The organism is Salinicola sp. RZ23, from assembly GCF_003206675.1.
Taxonomy (GTDB): Bacteria; Pseudomonadota; Gammaproteobacteria; order Pseudomonadales; family Halomonadaceae; genus Salinicola; species Salinicola endophyticus.
The window spans coordinates 382174-401659 of sequence record NZ_PZJK01000015.1; the positions used below are offsets into that span (position 1 = coordinate 382174).

19 protein-coding genes and 1 tRNA gene are annotated in these 19486 nt (G+C 65.2%); 5 read left to right on the plus strand and 15 right to left on the minus strand.

The features are described 5' to 3' along the window. The first annotated feature begins 159 nt into the window (after window positions 1-159). A complete protein-coding gene (locus DOM67_RS16605) occupies window positions 160-447 on the plus strand; it encodes a YfcL family protein (RefSeq protein ID WP_110677935.1) in 288 nt (95 codons plus the stop codon). 48 nt (window positions 448-495) lie between these two features. After that, entirely contained in the window at window positions 496-1869 is a 1374-nt protein-coding gene (gene ppnN, locus DOM67_RS16610) for a nucleotide 5'-monophosphate nucleosidase PpnN (protein WP_110677937.1), read from the plus strand. 118 nt (window positions 1870-1987) lie between these two features. Here ppnN and DOM67_RS16615 read toward each other — a convergent pair whose 3' ends face one another. The 13 genes from DOM67_RS16615 to DOM67_RS16675 form a co-directional block, all read right to left on the minus strand. Continuing rightward, window positions 1988-2368, minus strand: coding sequence for a hypothetical protein (locus tag DOM67_RS16615; protein ID WP_110677939.1), 381 nt, complete (start codon window positions 2366-2368; stop codon window positions 1988-1990). Beyond that, the gene (locus DOM67_RS16620) at window positions 2365-2826 is read right to left on the minus strand and encodes a flavodoxin domain-containing protein (protein ID WP_110677941.1); all 462 of its coding nucleotides are present in this window, start codon (window positions 2824-2826) and stop codon (window positions 2365-2367) included. The genes DOM67_RS16615 and DOM67_RS16620 overlap by 4 nt, the downstream gene beginning before the upstream one ends. A gap of 162 nt (window positions 2827-2988) precedes the next feature. Continuing rightward, a complete protein-coding gene (ihfA, locus tag DOM67_RS16625; RefSeq protein ID WP_035470927.1) occupies window positions 2989-3297 on the minus strand; it encodes an integration host factor subunit alpha in 309 nt (102 codons plus the stop codon). Window positions 3298-3324: 27 nt separating this feature from the next. Next, window positions 3325-5706 (minus strand): phenylalanine--tRNA ligase subunit beta, encoded by a 2382-nt coding sequence (pheT, locus tag DOM67_RS16630; RefSeq protein WP_110677943.1) that lies wholly within the window; start codon window positions 5704-5706, stop codon window positions 3325-3327. Between the two features lie 27 nt (window positions 5707-5733). Further along, window positions 5734-6753 (minus strand): phenylalanine--tRNA ligase subunit alpha, encoded by a 1020-nt coding sequence (gene pheS, locus DOM67_RS16635; protein WP_110677945.1) that lies wholly within the window; start codon window positions 6751-6753, stop codon window positions 5734-5736. Between the two features lie 157 nt (window positions 6754-6910). Continuing rightward, on the minus strand, window positions 6911-7261 hold the full coding sequence (gene rplT / locus DOM67_RS16640; protein WP_110677947.1) for a 50S ribosomal protein L20: 351 nt from the start codon (window positions 7259-7261) through the stop codon (window positions 6911-6913). 39 nt (window positions 7262-7300) lie between these two features. Beyond that, entirely contained in the window at window positions 7301-7495 is a 195-nt protein-coding gene (rpmI, locus tag DOM67_RS16645; protein WP_035470931.1) for a 50S ribosomal protein L35, read from the minus strand. Window positions 7496-7580: 85 nt separating this feature from the next. Continuing rightward, a complete protein-coding gene (gene infC / locus DOM67_RS16650) occupies window positions 7581-8120 on the minus strand; it encodes a translation initiation factor IF-3 (protein ID WP_110677949.1) in 540 nt (179 codons plus the stop codon). A 34-nt stretch (window positions 8121-8154) separates the two neighbouring features. Beyond that, complete coding sequence (thrS, locus tag DOM67_RS16655; RefSeq protein ID WP_110677951.1) at window positions 8155-10065, minus strand: threonine--tRNA ligase; 1911 nt, start codon at window positions 10063-10065, stop codon at window positions 8155-8157. 316 nt (window positions 10066-10381) lie between these two features. Next, a complete protein-coding gene (locus DOM67_RS16660; protein ID WP_110677953.1) occupies window positions 10382-11275 on the minus strand; it encodes an OmpA family protein in 894 nt (297 codons plus the stop codon). Window positions 11276-11565: 290 nt separating this feature from the next. Further along, a complete protein-coding gene (locus DOM67_RS16665) occupies window positions 11566-12051 on the minus strand; it encodes a DUF2489 domain-containing protein (protein ID WP_110677955.1) in 486 nt (161 codons plus the stop codon). 55 nt (window positions 12052-12106) lie between these two features. Next, window positions 12107-12910: a 3'(2'),5'-bisphosphate nucleotidase CysQ gene (gene cysQ / locus DOM67_RS16670; protein WP_110677956.1), complete on the minus strand. Its 804-nt coding sequence runs from the start codon at window positions 12908-12910 to the stop codon at window positions 12107-12109. Window positions 12911-13209: 299 nt separating this feature from the next. After that, window positions 13210-13286: transfer RNA gene (locus tag DOM67_RS16675), tRNA-Pro, on the minus strand. 210 nt (window positions 13287-13496) lie between these two features. Here DOM67_RS16675 and DOM67_RS16680 point away from each other — a divergent pair. From DOM67_RS16680 to DOM67_RS16690, 3 genes are all read left to right on the plus strand, one after another. Further along, window positions 13497-13865, plus strand: coding sequence for a CidA/LrgA family protein (locus tag DOM67_RS16680; RefSeq protein ID WP_110677958.1), 369 nt, complete (start codon window positions 13497-13499; stop codon window positions 13863-13865). Continuing rightward, window positions 13862-14590, plus strand: coding sequence for an LrgB family protein (locus DOM67_RS16685; protein WP_110677960.1), 729 nt, complete (start codon window positions 13862-13864; stop codon window positions 14588-14590). The genes DOM67_RS16680 and DOM67_RS16685 overlap by 4 nt, the downstream gene beginning before the upstream one ends. A 196-nt stretch (window positions 14591-14786) precedes the next feature. After that, complete coding sequence (locus DOM67_RS16690; protein ID WP_110677962.1) at window positions 14787-17141, plus strand: right-handed parallel beta-helix repeat-containing protein; 2355 nt, start codon at window positions 14787-14789, stop codon at window positions 17139-17141. Between the two features lie 126 nt (window positions 17142-17267). Here the strand turns inward: DOM67_RS16690 and DOM67_RS19850 are convergent, their stop codons facing one another. Together DOM67_RS19850 and DOM67_RS16700 are read right to left on the minus strand one after the other, a co-directional pair. Further along, window positions 17268-17438, minus strand: coding sequence for a twin-arginine translocation signal domain-containing protein (locus tag DOM67_RS19850; protein ID WP_157958888.1), 171 nt, complete (start codon window positions 17436-17438; stop codon window positions 17268-17270). After that, complete coding sequence (locus DOM67_RS16700; RefSeq protein ID WP_157958889.1) at window positions 17435-19462, minus strand: acyltransferase family protein; 2028 nt, start codon at window positions 19460-19462, stop codon at window positions 17435-17437. The genes DOM67_RS19850 and DOM67_RS16700 overlap by 4 nt, the downstream gene beginning before the upstream one ends. Window positions 19463-19486: the final 24 nt, after the last annotated feature.

Genomic DNA, 19486 nt, shown 5'->3' on the forward strand with positions numbered 1-19486 from the left:
CGTCGCTCTACTGGTGCTGGATAACGTTTCATTGTTATCTCAGGCTTGCATCGATTATAGCAATTTATACCCGGAGACGCACCGCCGCCGCCGTCACTGCGCCGCATCAGCACCCGTGTTAGCATGCCTGGACCCTTTTTCCGGATAGCTCAGAGTCCTATGTCAGATCCCTTCGCGCAACGCGCCCAAGCCGTCCAGCGCACCCTGCTCGAGATGGAAGAGAACGCCGCGGAGAACGACCTGTTCGCCCTCGGCTACATGATTCCGCAGATCGGTCTGGTCCAGGAGATGGCCGACTACGATCCTGCCGATGTGGTGGCGGAAGATTTCGATGCCACCTACTGGCAGTGGCTCGAGAGCACGTTCGCCCAGGACGGGATGAGCGACGCCGATCGCGCACAGATCGCCGCGCTGTGGCAGAGCGCCATCGACCGTACCCCCCAATAATCCCCACGTCGCCCGCCCCGGCGGGCACTTCTGCGCAAGGAAACGGCCATGCCCGAGACGCTCTCCACCATCGTCTCCCCCGAAGGAAGCCTCGAGGTTCTCTCCCAGTCCGAAGTCAACCGTCTGCGCGACACCTCCAGTAGCGGTCTCCACGACCTGCTGCGGCGCTGTGCGCTGGCGATCCTCAATTGCGATACTCCGACCGACGACGGCCTGGCGGTGATGCAGGCGTATCACGACTTCGACATCGAGGTGCTGCAGCAGGATCGTGGTATCCGCCTGAAGCTCTCCAACGCCCCGGCCTGCGCCTTCGTCGACGGCCGCATGATCCGCGGTATCCGCGAGCAGCTCTCCTCGGTCCTGCGCGACATCGTCTACGTCTACAACGAGATCCAGAACAACCCTCGCTTCGACCTCGATACCAACGAGGGCGCCACCAACGCGGTGTTCCACATCCTGCGCAACGCCAGCGCCCTGCGCACCGCCCACGAGCCGAGTCTCGTGGTGTGCTGGGGCGGCCACTCGATCAGCCGCGAGGAGTACGACTACACCAAGGCGGTGGGTTACCACCTAGGGCTGCGCGAACTCGACATCTGCACCGGCTGCGGCCCCGGCGCGATGAAAGGCCCGATGAAAGGCGCCAATCTCGCCCACGCCAAGCAGCGCCGGCGTGGCGGTCGCTACCTGGGCATCTCCGAACCCGGCATCATCGCCGCGGAGTCACCCAATCCAATCGTCAACGAGCTGGTGATCATGCCGGACATCGAGAAGCGCCTCGAAGCCTTCGTGCGCGTGGGTCACGGCATCGTGGTATTCCCCGGCGGGGTCGGCACCGCCGAGGAGATCCTCTACCTGCTCGGCATCCTGATGCACCCGGACAATCGCGACATTCCCTTCCCGGTGATCCTGACCGGGCCGGCCAGCGCCAGTGACTACTTCCAGCGCATCGACGAGTTCCTCTGCTATACCCTGGGCGAGTCGGTGCGTCGCCACTACCGCATCATCGTCGACGATCCGGTCAGCGTAGCCCGCGAGATGCGCCACGGCATCGACGACGTCGCCGAGTTCCGCCGCACTCAGAACGACGCCTTCTATTTCAACTGGCGTCTCAACATCGAGCGCAGCTTCCAGCAGACGTTCGAGCCGACCCACCAGGCCATGGCGAACCTGGCGCTGCATCGTGACCAGCCGCGCCACGAGCTGGCCGCCAACCTGCGCCGGGCGTTTTCCGGCATCGTCGCCGGCAACGTCAAGGAGCCGGGGGTGCGCGCGATCGCCGAGCACGGCCCCTTCCGTCTGCATGCCGAACCCGAGCTGATGGAGCGCCTCGACACCCTGCTCACCTCCTTCGTGGCCCAAGGGCGCATGAAGCTACCGGGCAGCGAGTACGTGCCCTGCTATACGCTGGCCGCGCCACACTGAGTCCGCCCTGCGCGACGCACACCGCGCGGGCAGCGAGCCATAACGCCAACGGGCGACGGNNCCGTCGCCCGTTGGCTTTTGGGTATCAGCGCTGAGCCTGCGCTGTCTCACTCGGCCTTCAGCGGCGCCGCCATAGACGCAGCACCACGTGCAGCACCAGCCCCAGCGCCATGCCCTGGGAGAGCGTCATTGCCCAGACCACGCCGGTTCCGCTCAGCAGATGCCAGGCGGCCACCACCACCAGCGCCACCACCAGACAGGTCAGCAGGTGGCGTATGGCCCGCGGGCAGCGGCCGCGCTCTGCCGCTGACATCAGCCGCCAGACCGCCGCCAGCGCCACGCTCACCGCCACCACGAAGGCGCCCAGCAGGACCAGACGGGTCTGGTCACCCAGCAGCCAATAGCGCGGCAACGAGAGCAGCATCACCAGCCACAGGCCCAGCAGCGTGCTGAAGCGGGTCGCGGTCAGCGCCCGCGCCGAGGTCGGGCTGTCACTCATGCGCCCAGCCCCTGCTCGGCGATCCACGCCTCGGCCCATGGCAGCGCGGCGTCATCCGCCATGAAGGTCTCCATGGCATCGATCTCCAGCCGCTCGCCCAGCCGCTGCGCGCCGAGATCGGCCAGGATCTCATCGAGTGCCCGGCCCGAGCCGCAAAAGGTGTCGCCATAGGAGCTGTCACCCAGCGCGATCAGGCCGTAGCGCAGCCCGTTCAGCGTCGGCGGCGTCTCCTTGAGGGCACGCACGAAAGCCACGAAATCGCCGGGAAAATCCCCGCTGCCGGTGGTCGAGAGGCAGAACAGCGCCAGATCGGGGCGGTCGTCGACCAGGTCGGCCAGCGTCGGCTGCTCGATCACGGCGACCTCGTAGCCGGCCTGCTCGAACAGCGGCGAGATTTGCTCGGCGACATCGAGCGCGCCGCCGTAGACGGTTCCTACGTAGATCTTCAGTCTGGGCATATGGGTTCGGTCTAGAGTGGGTGAAAAGCACGGGCGAACGGCCGCCGCCCGCCGTGGGCGCGAGCTTAGCACACCCGCCCGGGGCGGCTCATCCGGCGCCGGCCCAACGCAAGACCGCCTGCCGGGGTCGCCGGCAGGCGGTCTTGGATGTGCGGGTCGCGCTCAGGGGTCCTGCAGCTCGCCGTCGAAGCTCTCGACCTTGGCCTTCAGCTTCTGCCCGGGTCGAAAGGTGACCACGCGCCGGGCGGAGATCGGTATCTCCTCACCCGTCTTCGGATTGCGTCCCGGCCGCTCGCGCTTGTCCCGCAGGTCGAAATTGCCGAACCCCGACAGCTTCACCTGCTCGTTCTCGCGTAGGCAGCCGCGAATCTCCTCGAAGAACGTCTCCACCATGTACTTGGCTTCCCGCTTGGAGAAGCCGAGCTCCGTGTGCAGGTGCTCGGCGAGTTCAGCCTTGGTCAGCGCTCCCATGATCGCTCCTTCGCACAGGACGACAGATCAACTGCGCAGCCTGGCGCCGAAGCGGGACTCGGCTTCGTCCACCACGGCTGCAATTAACTGATTGATTTCATCGTCATTGAGAGTGCGCGAAGGATGCTGCCAGGTCAAGCCCAGGGCGATGCTCTTGTGACCTTCGGCCACCCCCTGCCCCTGATAGACATCGAACAGCTGCCACTGGGTGAGCCACTCGCCGGCACGCGCGCGGATCGCTTCCAGCAGCGGTGCCACGCCCACTTCGGCATCGACCACGAAAGCCAGATCCCGGCGCACCTCGGGGTAGCGCGACAGCGGCTGGAAGGCCGCGATCCGCCCCTCGAGCACCGCCTGTTGAGCGACTTCGAAGAGATAGACCTCCGGCTTGATGCCCAGCTGCGCCCGGATCGACGGATGCAGCGCCCCGATCCACCCCTGGGCCTCGCCTCCACGATAGAGCTGGGCGGTGCGCCCCGGGTGCAGCGCGGGGTGGCTGGCGGCGACGAACTGCCACTCGTCGGCGCAGCCGCCCAGCGCCAGCAGGCTCTCGAGATCACCCTTGAGGTCGAAGAAGTCGACGCTCTCACGCCCCGCGGCCCAGCCCTCCACGTCGCGACTACCACACACCAGCCCACCGATCATCGGCGTCTGCACCAGCGCGTCGAGTTCGCCTTGGAACACCAGGCCGGTCTCGAACAGGCGCACCCGCTGCTGCTGGCGATTGAGGTTGTGCATCAGCGCCTTGAGCAGCCCCGGGAAGAGGCTGTGACGCATCACCGACATGTCGCTGGAGATGGGGTTGGCCAGGGTCGGCGACACCGCTTCCGGCAGCAGCAGCGACTGCAGCTCGGGGGAGACGAAGCTGTAGGTCACCGCCTCCTGATAGCCACGCGAGACCAGGTGGCGGCGCACCCGGCGCAGCGGCTGCAGCGCCTCGTCGGCCGATTTCAGACTCAGCCGCGCCTGAGGCCGCCGCACGGGCAGCCGGTTGTAGCCGTGGACGCGTGCCAGCTCCTCGATCAGATCCTCCTCGATGGCGATGTCGAAGCGCCAGCTCGGAATCTGCACCCGCCAGCGGTCGCCGGGCGCCGATGCGGTCATGCCCAGGCCGCGGAAGATACGCTGGATCTCCTCATCGGGCAGGCGCACGTCGAGGCAGGCGGCGAGGCGCTCGCGACTCAGCGCGACATCGCCGCGCTGGGGCAGATGGGTCGGCTTGCGCACCTCGGAGATCGGCCCCGGCGTACCGCCGACGATCGCCAGCAGCAGCTCAGTGGCGCGCTCCATTGCCGGACGTGTGATGTCCGGATCGACGCCGCGCTCGAAGCGGTGGGAAGCGTCGGTGTGCAGGCCGAACTGACGCGCCTTGCCCGCTACGCCGAGCGGCGCGAAGAAGGCGGCTTCGAGAAACAGGTGGCGGGTGTTGGCACCGACGCCGCTATCCTCGCCCCCCATGACGCCGGCGATCGCCAGCGCCTTGGCCCGATCGGCGATGACCAGGGTGGAGCCATCCAGCACGACCTCCTGGCCGTCGAGCAGCGTCAGCCGCTCACCGTCGTGTGCTCGGCGCACCTCGATGCCCCCTTCGAGCACGTCGAGATCGAAGGCGTGCATCGGCTGACCCAGTTCGAGCATCACGTAGTTGGTGACATCGACCGCCGGGTCGATGCTGCGGATGCCACTGCGGCGCAGCCGCTCACGCATCCACAGCGGCGTCGGTGCACTCAGGTCGACGTCGCGGATCACCCGGCCGAGATAACGCGGGCAGCCCGCCTCGTCGCTCACCGCGATCGGGAACTGGGCATTGCTGCGCGCCACCACCGGCGCGATGTTCGGCTCCACCACCCGGGTCGCGGTGACGCAGCCGACTTCACGGGCAATACCGCGCAGGCTGAGACAGTCGCCGCGGTTGGGGGTCAGATCGACGTCGATGGTGCTGTCGTCGAGGGTCATCCAGGCACGAAAGTCCGCCCCGACCGGCGCATTCGAGGGCAGCACGTAGATCCCCTCGGAGTGCCCCTCCTCCAGCCCCAGTTCGGAGGCGGAGCAGATCATGCCATGGGACTCGACGCCGCGCAGCTTGGCGCGCTTGATCTTGAAATCCTCGGGCAGCACCGCACCGACCCGGGCGAACGGCACTTTCTGGCCGACGGCGACGTTGGGCGCACCGCACACCACCTGAACCGGCTCGCCGCTGCCATCCTGAACCTGGCAGACATTGAGCTTGTCGGCGTCCGGATGCGGCGCCTTGGCCACCACTTCCGCGACCACCACCCCTGCGAACACTGCGCCGACCGGCTCGATCGCATCGACCTCCAGGCCGGCCATGGTGATGGCATCCGCCAGGGCCTGGGTATCGAGCTGAGGAGAAACCCACTCGCGCAGCCACGCTTCGGAAAACTTCATCTTGATACTCCTTGACTGGCGAAGAACTCAGTTGAACTGGCGCAGGAATCGCAGATCGTTGTCGAAGAACAGGCGCAGATCGTTGACGCCATAGCGCAGCATCGCCAGACGCTCCGCCCCCATGCCGAAGGCGAAGCCGGTGAAACGGCTGGCATCGATGCCAGCGTGGCGGAACACCTCAGGGTGCACCATCCCGCAGCCCATCACCTCCAGCCAACCGCTGTGGGAGCAGACCCGGCAACCCTCGCCGCGGCACATCACGCACTGGATATCGACCTCGGCGGAGGGTTCGGTGAACGGGAAGTAGGAGGGCCGGAAGCGGACCTGCAGATCGTCACGCTCGAAGAAAGCCTGCAGGAAATCGGCGATGGTACCCTTGAGATCGGCGAAGCTGACCCCTTCGTCGACCAGCAACCCCTCGACCTGATGGAACATCGGCGTATGGGTCAGATCGGAGTCGCTGCGGTAGACCCGACCCGGACAGACGATACGGATCGGCGGCTCCTGCGCCTGCATGGTACGCACCTGGACCGGAGAAGTATGGGTGCGCAACAGCCGCGTGGCGTCGAAGTAGAAGGTATCCGCCATGCCTCGCGCCGGATGGTGGGCCGGGATGTTGAGCGCCTCGAAGTTATGGAAGTCATCCTCGATCTCGGGGCCCACGGCGACATCGAATCCGATGTGCTGGAACAGCGCCTCGATACGCTCCAGCGTCTGAGTCACCGGGTGCAGGCCACCATTGGTCTCGCCGCGCCCGGGCAGGGTGACGTCGATGCGCTCGGCGTCCAGCTGCGCCGTCAGCGCCGCCTGCTCCAGCGCCTGACGACGCTGCTCCAGCTCCTGCTGCAGCGCCTGCTTGGCCTCGTTGATGCGCTCGCCGGCAGCCGGTCTCTCCTCCGGGGGCAGTTGACCGAGCCCCTTCAACAGCGCCGTGATCTCGCCTTTCTTGCCCAGGTAGCGCACGCGCACCTGATCCAGAGCCTGGGCGTCCTCGGCGGCGGCGATGGCCGCGCTCGCCTCGTTGACCAGGGCAGGAAGATGATCCATCCGTCGAGCTCCGCTTGTCTCTCGTGACGCACCGCGTGTCGCTGCCGCGGTGCACTCAAAAACAGGGTATGGGAAAAAAACAGGGGAAGAGCGGCTGCCCTTCCCCTGGATCGGTCACGTGACTACCACGACCCGCTAGGGGCCGAGGATGACCGGCTTATGCAGCCTTGGCTTTCTCGACGAGCGCCGTAAAAGCGGCTTTCTCGTGAACGGCCAGATCGGCCAGCACCTTGCGGTCGATCTCGATACCCGCCTGCTTGAGGCCGGCGACGAAACGGCTGTAGGACATGCCGTTGTTGCGTGCCGCCGCATTGATACGGGTGATCCACAGCGCGCGGAACTGACGCTTGCGCTGACGACGGTCACGATAGGCGTACTGACCGGCTTTGATGACCGCCTGCTTGGCTACGCGGAAGACGCGCGAACGCGCACCATAGTAGCCCTTGGCCTGCTTCATGATTTTCTTGTGACGACGACGTGCGACGACACCACGCTTGACGCGAGACATAGTACTCTCCTGACGTTAAAAAAGGTCGACCAAAGGGGCTCAGAGGTTCGGCAGCATGCGGGCCACGAGCTGCTTGTCGGCAGCGTGAACCTGCTTCATACCGCGCAGCTGACGCTTACGCTTGGTGGACTTCTTGGTCAGGATGTGACTACGGAAAGACTGCTTGTGCTTGAAGCCATTGGCGGTCTTCTTGAAGCGCTTGGCAGCGCCGCTGTTGCTCTTGATTTTCGGCATGAGTAGAAACTCCGATCCGATTTCTTTAGAAAACCCGAGGCCGGGCGTGGCACTGGCGCCACACCCCGTTCGACTTGCCCGCGGATCACTTCTTCTTGGGCGCAAGGATCATGATCATCTGCCGGCCTTCCATCTTGGGGAAGGATTCGACAGTGGCCATCTCCTCGAGATCGCCGGCGATCCGTTCCATCAGTCGACGACCGATGTCCTGGTGCGCCATCTCGCGACCGCGGAAGCGGAGCGTGACCTTGCCCTTGTCGCCACCTTCGAGGAAACGTATCAGGTTCTTGAGCTTCACCTGATAGTCACCCTCGTCCGTGCCAGGCCGGAATTTGACTTCCTTGACCTGAATCTGCTTGGTCTTCTTCTTCTGAGCGGATTTCTGCTTCTTCTGCTCGAAGAGGAATTTACCGTAGTCCATGATCTTGCAGACGATGGGGTCGGCATTGGAAATCTGCACGAGGTCCATACCGGCTTCCTCGGCACGTTCCAACGCCTCTTGCATGGGAACGACTCCCACCTGCTCACCCTCGGCATCGATAAGGCGAACTTCGTCTGCACGAATACGGTCATTGATGGGCGCGCGCTTTTCCTGAGGACGCCCGCGCTGATTATTACGCTTGATCGTTAGATCTCCGTTTGGCGATTCACGTTGCTGCTCAGTGCTGATCCGGCTTGCCTGCCTGCTCGAGCTGCGCCAGCAGCGCCTCTACCGACAGGGAGCCCAGATCCTCGCCGGACCGAGTACGCACGGCAACGGCACCCGATTCGACTTCCTTATCTCCGACAACCAGCAGATAAGGGATCTTCTGCAGCGTATGTTCGCGAATTTTAAAGCCGATCTTCTCATTCCTCAAGTCCGCTTCGACGCGGAAGCCCGCTTCACGCAAGCGCTTCAGGAGATTTTCGGCATATTCGCGCTGTGCATCGGTGATGTTCAACACCACCGCCTGGACCGGCGCCAGCCACAGCGGCAAGGCACCGGCATAGTGCTCGATCAGGATGCCCACGAAGCGCTCCATCGAGCCGACGATGGCACGGTGCAGCATGACCGGGGTCTGGCGCGAGCCATCCTCGGCCACATACTGGGCGCCGAGGCGGCCGGGCATCATGAAATCGACCTGCATGGTGCCAACCTGCCACTCGCGACCCAGGCAGTCCTTCATATGGTACTCGATCTTGGGACCATAGAAAGCACCTTCGCCGGGCAACTCCTGCCATTCGACGTCACAGTTGGCGAGCGCGGCACGCAGCGCACCTTCCGCCCGATCCCAAGTCTCGTCACTGCCCAGGCGCTTGTCCGGACGCAACGCGATCTTCACTGCAATGTCGTCGAAGCCGAAGTCTGCATAGACCTGGAGCGCCTGACGATGGAAGGCGGTCACCTCGGGCTCGATCTGCTCGGGGGTACAAAAGACGTGACCGTCGTCCTGGGTGAAGGCCCGCACACGCATGATACCGTGCAGCGCGCCGGAAGGCTCGTTACGATGGCAGCCACCGAACTCGCCGTAACGGATCGGCAGCTCGCGATAGCTGCGCAGCCCCGAGTTGAAGACCTGGACATGGCCTGGGCAGTTCATCGGCTTGAGCGCATATTCGCGCTTCTCCGACTCGGTGAAGAACATGTTCTCGGCGTAGTTGTCCCAGTGCCCGGACTTCTTCCATAGCGACACGTCCATCACCTGGGGACACTTGATCTCCTGATAGCCGCCGCTTTTATAGACCTGGCGCATGTACTGCTCGACAACCTGCCACAGGGTCCAGCCGCGGGGGTGCCAGAACACCATGCCGGGCGCCTCTTCCTGCATGTGAAAGAAGTCGAAGCGCCGCGCCAGCTTGCGGTGATCGCGCTTCTCGGCCTCCTCCAGCCGCTGCAGATAGGCCTTGAGCGCTTTCTTGTCGGCCCAGGCGGTGCCGTAGATACGGGTCAGCATGGGATTGGCGGAGTCTCCCCGCCAGTAGGCGCCGGCCAGCTTGGTCAGCTTGAACGCCTTGAGGTGCCGCGTATTGGGCACGTGAGGCCCCCGGCACATGTCGATGTACTCCTGGTGATGGTAGAGACGAATCGTCTCGCCATCGGGAATACCCTCGACGATCTCCTGCTTGTAGGGCTCATCGCGGGAGACGAAGGTCGCCAGCGCCTGAGCCTTGTCGACGTACTCGCGCACGACGTCGTAATCCTGGTCGATCAGCGCCTTCATGCGCGACTCGATCTGCTCCAGATCCTCCGACGAGATCGACTCGCCAAAATCGATGTCGTAATAGAAGCCGTCTTCGATGACCGGCCCGATCGCCATCTTGGCTGCCGGATAGAGCTGCTTGATCGCATGCCCCATCAGGTGGGCGCAGGAGTGGCGTATGATAGCCACCCCCTCCGGATCGCGCGCGGTGATGATGGCGACCTCGGCATCGTGTTCGATCAGATCCGCAGCATCGACCTCGACACCATCGATCTTGCCGGCGATACACGCCTTGGCCAGACCCGGCCCGATGGACTCGGCCAGCGCCATGATGCTCAAGGGGTTCTCGAAGGTTCTCTGGCTGCCGTCGGGCAGCGTGACAATAGGCATGAAGACATCCTTATGTTCAGTGGTGGTCCACACCAAGGACCACGTGAACGGTTCGATACGGTGACGCCGTTATCCACGATCAGCCCGCATACGGGCAGGCCGATGCTCGGCGGAAACAGGCGTCGACTTGACGATATCGCCGTGTGGCGAGTTTGGGGGCACTAGCGTAGCAGCGCCGGGGGAGCGATGCCATCGATTACGCTATCGTCCGAGGCAGGTACGGTGGGAGCGATAGCCGCAGGGAGCGTCACAACCGCCCCACAACGACAGAGGGCGCCCGAAGGCGCCCTCTTGATCACATCGTTCTAGTGCGAGCTTACTTCCACTCGTCCAGTTCGACGCGACGGTTCTGGGCACGACCTTCAGCGGTGTCGTTGCTGGCGATCGGATCGCTCTCACCGTGACCGTAGGTCATGATGTTGTCAGCATTGAAGCCCTTGTTGACCAGGTACGCCTTGACGGAGTCAGCGCGACGCTGGGACAGCTTCTGGTTGTAGTCAGCCGGACCCACGGAGTCAGTGTAGCCGTCGAGACGGATACGCAGCTGGGCGTTGGTGTTGGAGCTGGCCATCAGCTTGTCGGAGATGCCGTTCAGGATCGACTCGGCCTTCGGCGTGAGCTCAGCGGAATCGAACTTGAAGTTGACGTCACGCAGGATCACGCTCTCTTCACAACCCAGAGAGTTGACCTTGGCGCCGGCCGGGGTGTTCGGGCACTGGTCCTGGTAGTCCGGCACGCCGTCACCGTCGGAATCCAGCGGGCAGCCCTGGGCGTTGACTTCGACGCCAGCCGGGGTACCCGGGCACTGGTCCATGTAGTCCGGTACGCCGTCACCGTCGGTGTCGAGCGGGCAACCTACCGCATCAACCGCGACACCAGCCGGGGTGTTCGGGCACTGGTCGCGATCGTCCGGCACGCCATCACCGTCGCTGTCGACGACGTTGGAGGAGTAGTCGGCACACAGCAGAGCACCAGCAGTCGCGCCGGCAACGCCGCCCACGGCTGCGCCAGTGTCTTCGTCGGAACTACCGCTGGTTGCATAGCCCAGACCACCGCCGATCAGACCGCCAGCGATGCCGCATACGAACGGCGAGTTGTACCACGCCTGATCGGAAGAGCTACCGGTGGACTCCATGCCAGAACTGGCACAACCAGAAAGACCGACTACCAGAGCAGAGCCCAGCAGCAGGCCAGTCGTTGATTTTTTCATGTAAGACTCCTTCTTAACACAGCGCTAGTCGTAACGGGCGTTACCCAGCGGCTTCGAGTATAGAAGCCGAATTCGTTGGGAGAAAGTCATTCCCCTCCCTCAACGACAAAGAAATCTCTCGCGATGGAAACCCATCGAGTCGAGTAGCGGTCAATGTTCCCATTGTCCCTTTTTTCTTTGCAGCTCCGTAACAGCATTGTCGATTCCTTGCCGGTATGCAAACCCGCGTCGGAAACACTGTTCTTTTTTAGCATCATTTGCGAGATTGGCAAAGCGTGGCGACGAAAAGTTCACGCCGTTTGCGTGATTGTCGCCCCCTTGTCGGGCCACTCGGCACACAGCGTCTGCAAAGCCCGGGCAGCGTCATCCAGTCGCCCTTCGTACTGCTCGGCGATCGCCACCCGGGCAAGGTCCTCGCGATGGCGCTGGCGCGGGGTCAACTCGCTCCGCGCTGCGTGTGTGCGCAGATGCGCCGCCTGCGCCTGGACCTCGGCGATCACCTTGAAGCGCTCATGGGTCACCAGCTGGTGATCGACGATGTCCAGCAGTACCTTGCAGCGCAGGGCGCCCTCGACCAGATCCACCTGACGCTCGAGCATCGCCTGCGAAATTGCCGCCAGGCTATCGATACAGTTGCGATTGGCACGCGCGATCTCATCGCGGCGAAACGCCTCGCGTCGCCGCACCTCGCGCCACAGCCGGCGGGCGTAGAGGGCCAGCCCCACCACCACTGCCAGCGCCACCAGCAGCAGCGCGCTCACTTCCCATGCAGACATGACACTCTCCTGAACCGATCGGTTGTCTTCGCTGGCGTCGCCACGCTCACGGCGCCTACTGCCACGCCATCCGCCAGGCTCCCTGGAGGTCGGCACAGGCGACGAAATCCGGGTTGAGCAACGACGCCTTGGTGTTGTAGCGCAGCGGCTGCCAGTCACGCGGGTCGACCAGCGCCCCACCCGCGCCCTCCAAGATCGCCTGCGCCGCCGCGGTATCCCACTCGCTGGTCGGGCCGAAGCGCGGATAGAGATCCGCCTCGCCGGCGGCGATGCGACAGCACTTGAGCGAGCTGCCGAGAGCTTCCACCCGTGCGCCGGGCAGCCGCTCGAGGAACGCCTGGGTGCGCGCGTCGCAGTGATGGCGGCTCACCATCACCCGCGGAGGCGTACGCGACGTGCAGCCGAGTCGGGTCCAGGCCGCCCCGCCGGCCGCCTGATACCAGGCACCCGACTCGCCGCTGCCGGCCCACACCTCGCCACTACCGGGTTTGGCGATCACGCCCAGCACCGCCCGCTGCTCGTGAATCAGCGCGATATTGACACTGTACTCGTCGGAGCCACGAATGAACTCCTTGGTGCCATCCAGCGGATCGATCAACCAGTAGCGCGACCAGTGCCGCCGCGTCTCCCAAGGGGTAGCAGCCGCCTCCTCGGAGAGCACCGGCAAGCGTGCATCGCCCAGCGTCGGCAGCCCCGTCACCAATACCCGGTGGGCGGCGAGATCGGCCGCGGTCACCGGGCTGGCGTCGGTCTTCAAGCGCGTCTCCAGGCTGTCGCCGGCGACGCTCAGGATCGCCTCGCCGGCGCGCCTGCAGAGCGACGCCAAGGCGTCGAGCGAGGGATAGAAAGAAGCGCTCATGGGGTCATCCTAGGTCACCGGCGGCGCTACCGCCGTCGCCGCGCAGCGGGTGGGCAGCCGATCCAAGGACGGCCGCGACATGCAAGCATGATATTAGACCACCGCACGCGCCGCACCCTCAGCGGCGGCCGGCACGGCAGGTGGAGCGTGGAAATCTGTTGATAGACCGAGGCGTACGGGGGTGCGGGATGTGGCACGTGGCCGACCCATGCCGAAACGTCGATGAACAGTCGGAGTAGAAAATCAGGACATAAAAAAATGGCCAATCGAAGCGAATCCGATTGGCCATTTTCTCGATTTGGTCGGAGCGACAGGATTCGAACCTGCGACCTCTGCAACCCCATTGCAGCGCGCTACCAAGCTGCGCCACGCTCCGGCTCCGCCCGGGCTTGCCCTTGGGCTACCCTGCGAAACGCTGCGTATACTACCTTGCGTTTGTGGAAATGAAAAGCGCTTCTTTCATCTTTTTTATCAATCGCTTGCGGGGCAGCGGCGGGACACGCTTGGTCACCGCCACAATCGACGTACAATGACCCCCTTGCTGGGCGCCCCGCCTGTCACCCCTCCACGCGCGCAAGAGGTCACCATGTCCCTGATCATCGGCATGAGCATTCTGCTCGGCTGTCAATTTCTCGGCGAGGTGCTGAGCCTGGCACTGTCGCTGCCGATTCCCGGCCCAGTCATCGGCATGCTCATCCTGCTCGTCGGTCTCGTCATTCGCGGCAGCGTCCCACCCAGCCTGCGCAGCATGGGCGAAGGTCTGCTCAAGTATCTCACCCTGCTGTTCGTGCCCGCCGGCGTCGGACTGATCGAACACGTCGGGCTGATCCAGCGCGAATTCTGGGTCCTGCTGGTGACGCTGGTGCTGTCGGCGGCGGTGACCCTGTGGGTGACCAGCCAGGTGATGCAGCGTCTCGCCCACCGCGGCGGCAAAGCGCAGGAGGAGGACGCATGAGCTCGCTGCCTTTCGGCCAGGTGTGGGTCTATCTCGCCGCCAGCCCGCTGTTGCATCTGTTCGCCACCCTGATCGCCTTCGTCATCGCCAGCCGCATCAACCGCTGGGCCGGCGGCACGCCGCTGCTGCACCCGGTGATCCTGTCGATCGCCATGCTGATCGCCTTTCTGCTACTCACCCATACCGACTACCCCACCTACTTCGCCGGCGCGCAGTTTCTGCACTTCCTGCTCGGTCCGGCCACCGTGGCGCTGGCGATTCCCCTGTTCGACCAGCGCGAGCGCGTACGCCGTCTGCTGTGGCCGGTGATTGCCGGCACCCTCGCCGGCGTCGCCACCGCGGTGGTTTCGGCGGTGGGTATCAGCCTGGTCATGGGCGCCGACCATGCGACCGTGCTGTCGCTGGCGCCCAAGTCGGTGACGTCGCCGATCGCCATGGGCATCGCCGAGAAGATCGGCGGCATCCCCTCGCTGACCGCCGGTCTGGTCCTGCTCACCGGGGTCATCGGCTGCATCATTGGCCCTTGGGTCTTGCGTCTGACCCGCATCACCGACCCCGCCATTCGCGGCTTCTCCATGGGGCTGGCTGCCCACGGCTTCGGTACCGCCTACTGCTTCTCCACCTACGGGGCCATCGCCGGCGCCTTCTCCGGCCTGGCCATGGGGCTCTCCGGTCTGGTCACCGCCTTCGTGCTGCCGCCCTTGGTACAGCTGTTCGGCCTCTGAGAGGGCGTTTACCCAATGCCTGCGCTCGGCGAATTGGTAGATACCCTCCGAGCCCCCACCGGCAGCGCTCGAGCGCTGCCAGTGGCGGATACGCACCTCCACCGCTGGCTGACAAAACCACAACAACTCGCAAAAGAGCGCGGGCGGTGAGTTGCGGATAATGCTCGGCGAGTTCAAGACGCGGAGAGTGCGCCCCATGGAAGTCAAAACCTTCTTCGCCCAGCGCGCCGACGGTCAAGCGCTGCCGCGCGCCGCCGTCAGCGTGCTGCCTCGAGGCAAGGAGACACTGGCAGCCGATCTCGAGGATGGCCGCGGCCAGCCGCTGCCCAATCCGTTCCACGCCGATGCGGACGGCCGCATCCAGTTCGCCGCCCCCAACGGCCACTATGTGGTGGAGGTGGATGACGGCACCCGGCGCCAGCACCTGCACGCCCAGTTCTTCGATCAGGGCGAGATCCACTCGGCCTCGGGCACCCAGCCGCTGGCCCAGGCCCTCGACCAGCGTCTGGTGGTGGTCGACAGTGTGGATACGCTGCGCGACTGGCCCGGCGCCCGGGTTGCCGACGGCTGCTGGCTGGTCTGCCGCAGCTTCTATCGCGATCGCCCCTTCGAACTGGATATCCAGCTGCAGCGCGTCGCCGCGCTCGACGACCCCGCGCAGGCCAATCAGATGGCGTGGCTGCCCAGCGCCCACCCACACCGCGACGACTTCCACCGTTTCACCCTGTGGGCCGCCGATGGCGCCGCCTATGTCCAGCCCGGCGACGACATCGATCTACTCAAGGTGGGCTTTCGCGCCGACTATGTCGATGGCAGCGGCAGCGACGAGTCGGCCTGGTTCCAGGAGACCCTGGACAAGACCCCCTACCGCACCAAGTACCTGCCCGATCTGCCCCAGGGCTGCGCGCTCTATCTGGGCAAGCTGCGTATCGCGCTGCGCTCGGGCACTCGTCTGGTCGGCGCCGGAGCGCGCGCCAACAGCCGCCTGGTCAGCGACTACGTGGCCAGCGGTTTCCGCGACGGCCTGTTCCTGCTGCGCGAGCCCCACGTGATCGCCGCCTGGGCCGAGGGTCGGCCACACGGGGATCTGGAAGCCGCCTTCAGCCACGATATCCAGATCAGCGGCCTCACCCTGGAGGCACGCGACTTCTGCCGCAGCGCAGTGACCCTGATCTGCGTCCGCGACGTGCTCTATCGCGATATCCATCACGTGCGCTGCGGCGGGCTGAAGGTATTCCACGAGCTGGAGCTCAACGGACGCTATTCCACACGGGAGGAGGACCCGGAAAGCGACAACGCGGTGACTGCCGGTTTCAATCCCGAGGTGCCCGACGACCTGAGCGAGCGCATCCGCATCAGCGACCTCTCCGGCGGCGCCGGTCGCTACACCCTCAGCCCCGGCGACAGCAGGCGCGCCGGGGCCGTGCGCCTCAACTTCGTGCGCGACTTCAGCATCTCCCATGTGCACATGGACTACTGCAACGTCTCCGGCTGGGGGGGCTCGGCACGCCCGGGCAAGGGCGGCGAGCTCCGATGGATGCGGCGCCTGCGCGACGGCTTCATCCAGGACGTCCACTGCCGCTGGACCAATGGCGCGATCTATTTCAACAACGCCCACAACGTCAAGGTCTATGGCTGCAGCGCCAAGGAGGTGAGCGACACTGCCTTCGATCTCGAGGGCTGCACCTACTGTCTGTTCGACGGCCTCTATGCCGAGAACGCGGCCAATTTCGGCATCTCGATCTTCTATGCCACCCGCGGCAACGTGATCAAGAACTTCGTCGCCCGCCAGAGCGCCAGCGCCGCGACCCTGCATGAGCGGCTCGCGGAACCCAAATTCGGCCCCGGGCTGGGTCGCACTCTGTTCCGCCGTCTGGCCGGATTCGAGGACCCGGATTTCAGTCAGGACGTGACCCTGGATACCGGCGCCTTCGTCTATGAGGGCCAAGGCTTCGGCGCAGTGATCATCGACTCCTGGGCCGACGTCACCTATCGCAACATCAGCCACCATGACGTGGTCATGGACCTGCGCGGCCACAGCAACGCCCAGTCGCCCTACCTCAAGGATTGCCGCTTCACCTTCACCCGCCCTGCCCGGGATGGCGACGTGCTGGTGGCCCTGGGCACCAACCGCGACGACTACGGCTACTGGAGAGGCGGCGAGATCGTCTCACGGGTGCCGCAGCCAGCCGGCGTGGTGCCGCTGCTGGGCCAGCTGCGCGCCTATGCCGGTACCGCGATCTTCGATGTCGACGATCTGCGCATCGACGTCCCCGGAGTCGAGACCGCGATCGCCATCTGCGATGCGCGTCAGTCCGGGCGCCGCCCAGGCCACGCCTTCCGCCTCGCTCGCAACCTGATCCCGGCCCACAGCGACATCATCGATCTCGCCCTCAACCGCCAGTCGGGTGGCGACGCGCTACAGCTCGATGCTGGCGACAACCGCACCCTCGACTTCACCCCGGTGGAGGTGAAGGCGCTGAACGAGGGTGGCACCCAGCGCTACGCCGCCCTCCGCTTCGGCCTCGAAGTGGCTCACGCCGGCGACTGACGCCGGCGACCGCAGTCACACCGACAGACACGCAGGACGCCCGCCGAATTCGGCGGGCGTCTTGCTTCGAGGAGAAGCGTATGGCGGACCCCGGCAAGGGGGAGCGCGTGGACACGCCTCAGAGCGTCAGCCGAGCATCACCCGGTTGGCATCCCCCACGATACGCAAGCCGCCAGCGGCCGGACGCGCCGCACGCCCACCCTGCGGCGTGCGTGCGGGTGAAGAAAGCACAGGCAGCGCGGCGGTTGCGGCCATGGCCAGGGCAGCGCTGATGAATTGACGGCGTGTCAGACTCATGACCCCTCCTGCAGGGTGACCCGCCCACTGCCCCCGGGGGCGCTGGCGACCCAGTGCCCCGCCTCTTTCGCGGCGAATGCTAACTCTGCCTGCTCGAGGGTGCGGGCGATACGCGGCGCAGCCAGCTGCGAAAAGGTATTGGTGATGTGATGGTCGTCGCGATAGAGCAGCACCTGCCCCTGCAGCGGCCGACATACCTGGTCATCGCAGAACAGATCACTGATATCCGCGAAATAGACGTTGTCCAAGTGATAGTCGGCGGTGGGCGAGCGCCGGCTGAGCAGCGCATCCCGCGGTTTGGCGCAGGCGTCCGCGGCGTCCTGATGCAGATCGACGCACTCGGGCACGTCGAAACCGAACCAGGGGTTGTCGCGCAGCGCCAGCACCCGCACGTCGCCCTCGGCCAGTGCCCGCCACGCCGCCAGATAGCCCTCGGGCACATGCTCCGCCGCGCCCTGGCCACGGGTCGAGTTGGTGAAGACATAGTCCGGGGCGATCTGTCGAATGCGTGCGATCACCCGCTCGTTCCAGGCGTGGCAGGAGGGGTAATCCATGTAGTCGGCATCGGCGTCGAGGGAGAGCATGCAGCCGCCCTTGGTCAGGGTGACCAGACGAAAGCGCTCTCGCACCGCCACCTGCTCCAGCGCCGCCAGCCACTGCTGGGCATGGGAGCCGCCTGCCAGCACCACCGTCTTGTCGGCATCCGGGTCACCGTAGCTGCACTCCACCAGCGCGGCATCCGTCGCCGTTTGATGGCAACCATCCCGGGACGACGGCGGCAGATCCATGCTCGCGATCAGGGTCGGCGGATAGACCGCCGCGTCCGCCGGTCGAGCGTTGCGCAGGAACTGATCGAGGGACGCCTCGGCGCTGGCGCGGCGCCCCTGATAGTCATGATACCAGCCACTCAGCGCCGCCAGCGGCAGCGCCAGCAGCGCGGCACAGCTCGCGTAGGCGGCGAGCCTGTGCTTCGACAGCCACGCCGAGCGGCGCACCGGATTCTCGAAGCCCCAGGTGGTCACGCCGGCCAGCAGCGCGGCGGTTGCGATGATCGCCAGCCCCGGCAGCAGCCCGACATCGAAACCGCCGGTGGCATAGCGGTAGCAGGAGAGCAGCGGCCAGTGCCACAGATAGAAAGCGAACGAGAGATCGCCGAACCACACCACGCCACGGTTGTTGAGCAGCCAGATATCACAGTGATTGCGCGCCGCGACGATGATGCCGCAGGCCGCCAGCACCGGTATCAGCGCTACCGCCCCGGGGAACGACGACGACACTTCGAGAAACAGCGCGAAGGTGAGCAGGACCACCAGTGACACCCAGCCGAGCAGCTTGGCCGCCAGGGGCGACAGCGCAAGCCGCGTCACCGCAAAGGCGAGCAAGCCCCCGATAGCGAACTCCCAGGCCCGCGTACCGCTGTCGAAGTAGGCCCAGGGCTGATTGCGCGCGGTCATGTAGAGGCTGTAACCCAGCGACAGCAGACCGACCAGCACCAGCGCGGCGATCACCCGGTACCGATAGCCCCGCTCATCGCGCCGGCCGACGCGGCCCGCCGCCCACAGCAGCAGCGGGAACAGGCAGTAGAACTGCACCTGAACCGCCAGCGCCCACAGCTGCTGGAACGGCGACGGTGGCGAGCCCTGCTGCAGATAGTCGGTGGCCGTGAAAGCCAGCGCCCAGTTCTCGAGAAACAGCGTCGAGGCCAGGGCATGCTTGATCTGATTGCGCCACATCGAATCCGGCATCAGCCACAGCGACAGTGCCACCGTGGTCACGATCACCACCGCCGCACTCGGCACCACCCGGCGCAGGGTCTTGGCGTAGTAGTCGGACAGCCCGCCCAGCGTCGGCGGCCCGCCGCGGGTCAGCGAACCGACGATGAAGAAGCCGGCGACGACGAAGAATACGTCGACGCCGCCGGAGACCTTCTGGATCCAGATGTGATAGACGGCGACCATGAGCGCCGCCACCGCGCGCAAGCCCTGAATCTCGTACAGGTAGCTTGAGCTTGAGTGTCTAGCCAACGTTCAGCTCCTTCGAACGTAACG

Bases quoted from the DNA above. Each gene is read 5' to 3' on its own strand.
- DOM67_RS16605 (WP_110677935.1), top strand. From the start codon at position 160: ATGTCAGATCCCTTCGCGCAACGCGCCCAAGCCGTCCAGCGCACCCTG.
- ppnN (WP_110677937.1), top strand. From the start codon at position 496: ATGCCCGAGACGCTCTCCACCATCGTCTCCCCCGAAGGAAGCCTCGAG.
- DOM67_RS16615 (WP_110677939.1), bottom strand. From the start codon at position 2,368: ATGAGTGACAGCCCGACCTCGGCGCGGGCGCTGACCGCGACCCGCTTC.
- DOM67_RS16620 (WP_110677941.1), bottom strand. From the start codon at position 2,826: ATGCCCAGACTGAAGATCTACGTAGGAACCGTCTACGGCGGCGCGCTC.
- ihfA (WP_035470927.1), bottom strand. From the start codon at position 3,297: ATGGGAGCGCTGACCAAGGCTGAACTCGCCGAGCACCTGCACACGGAG.
- pheT (WP_110677943.1), bottom strand. From the start codon at position 5,706: ATGAAGTTTTCCGAAGCGTGGCTGCGCGAGTGGGTTTCTCCTCAGCTC.
- pheS (WP_110677945.1), bottom strand. From the start codon at position 6,753: ATGGATCATCTTCCTGCCCTGGTCAACGAGGCGAGCGCGGCCATCGCC.
- rplT (WP_110677947.1), bottom strand. From the start codon at position 7,261: ATGTCTCGCGTCAAGCGTGGTGTCGTCGCACGTCGTCGTCACAAGAAA.
- rpmI (WP_035470931.1), bottom strand. From the start codon at position 7,495: ATGCCGAAAATCAAGAGCAACAGCGGCGCTGCCAAGCGCTTCAAGAAG.
- thrS (WP_110677951.1), bottom strand. From the start codon at position 10,065: ATGCCTATTGTCACGCTGCCCGACGGCAGCCAGAGAACCTTCGAGAAC.
- DOM67_RS16660 (WP_110677953.1), bottom strand. From the start codon at position 11,275: ATGAAAAAATCAACGACTGGCCTGCTGCTGGGCTCTGCTCTGGTAGTC.
- DOM67_RS16665 (WP_110677955.1), bottom strand. From the start codon at position 12,051: ATGTCTGCATGGGAAGTGAGCGCGCTGCTGCTGGTGGCGCTGGCAGTG.
- cysQ (WP_110677956.1), bottom strand. From the start codon at position 12,910: ATGAGCGCTTCTTTCTATCCCTCGCTCGACGCCTTGGCGTCGCTCTGC.
- DOM67_RS16680 (WP_110677958.1), top strand. From the start codon at position 13,497: ATGTCCCTGATCATCGGCATGAGCATTCTGCTCGGCTGTCAATTTCTC.
- DOM67_RS16685 (WP_110677960.1), top strand. From the start codon at position 13,862: ATGAGCTCGCTGCCTTTCGGCCAGGTGTGGGTCTATCTCGCCGCCAGC.
- DOM67_RS16690 (WP_110677962.1), top strand. From the start codon at position 14,787: ATGGAAGTCAAAACCTTCTTCGCCCAGCGCGCCGACGGTCAAGCGCTG.
- DOM67_RS19850 (WP_157958888.1), bottom strand. From the start codon at position 17,438: ATGAGTCTGACACGCCGTCAATTCATCAGCGCTGCCCTGGCCATGGCC.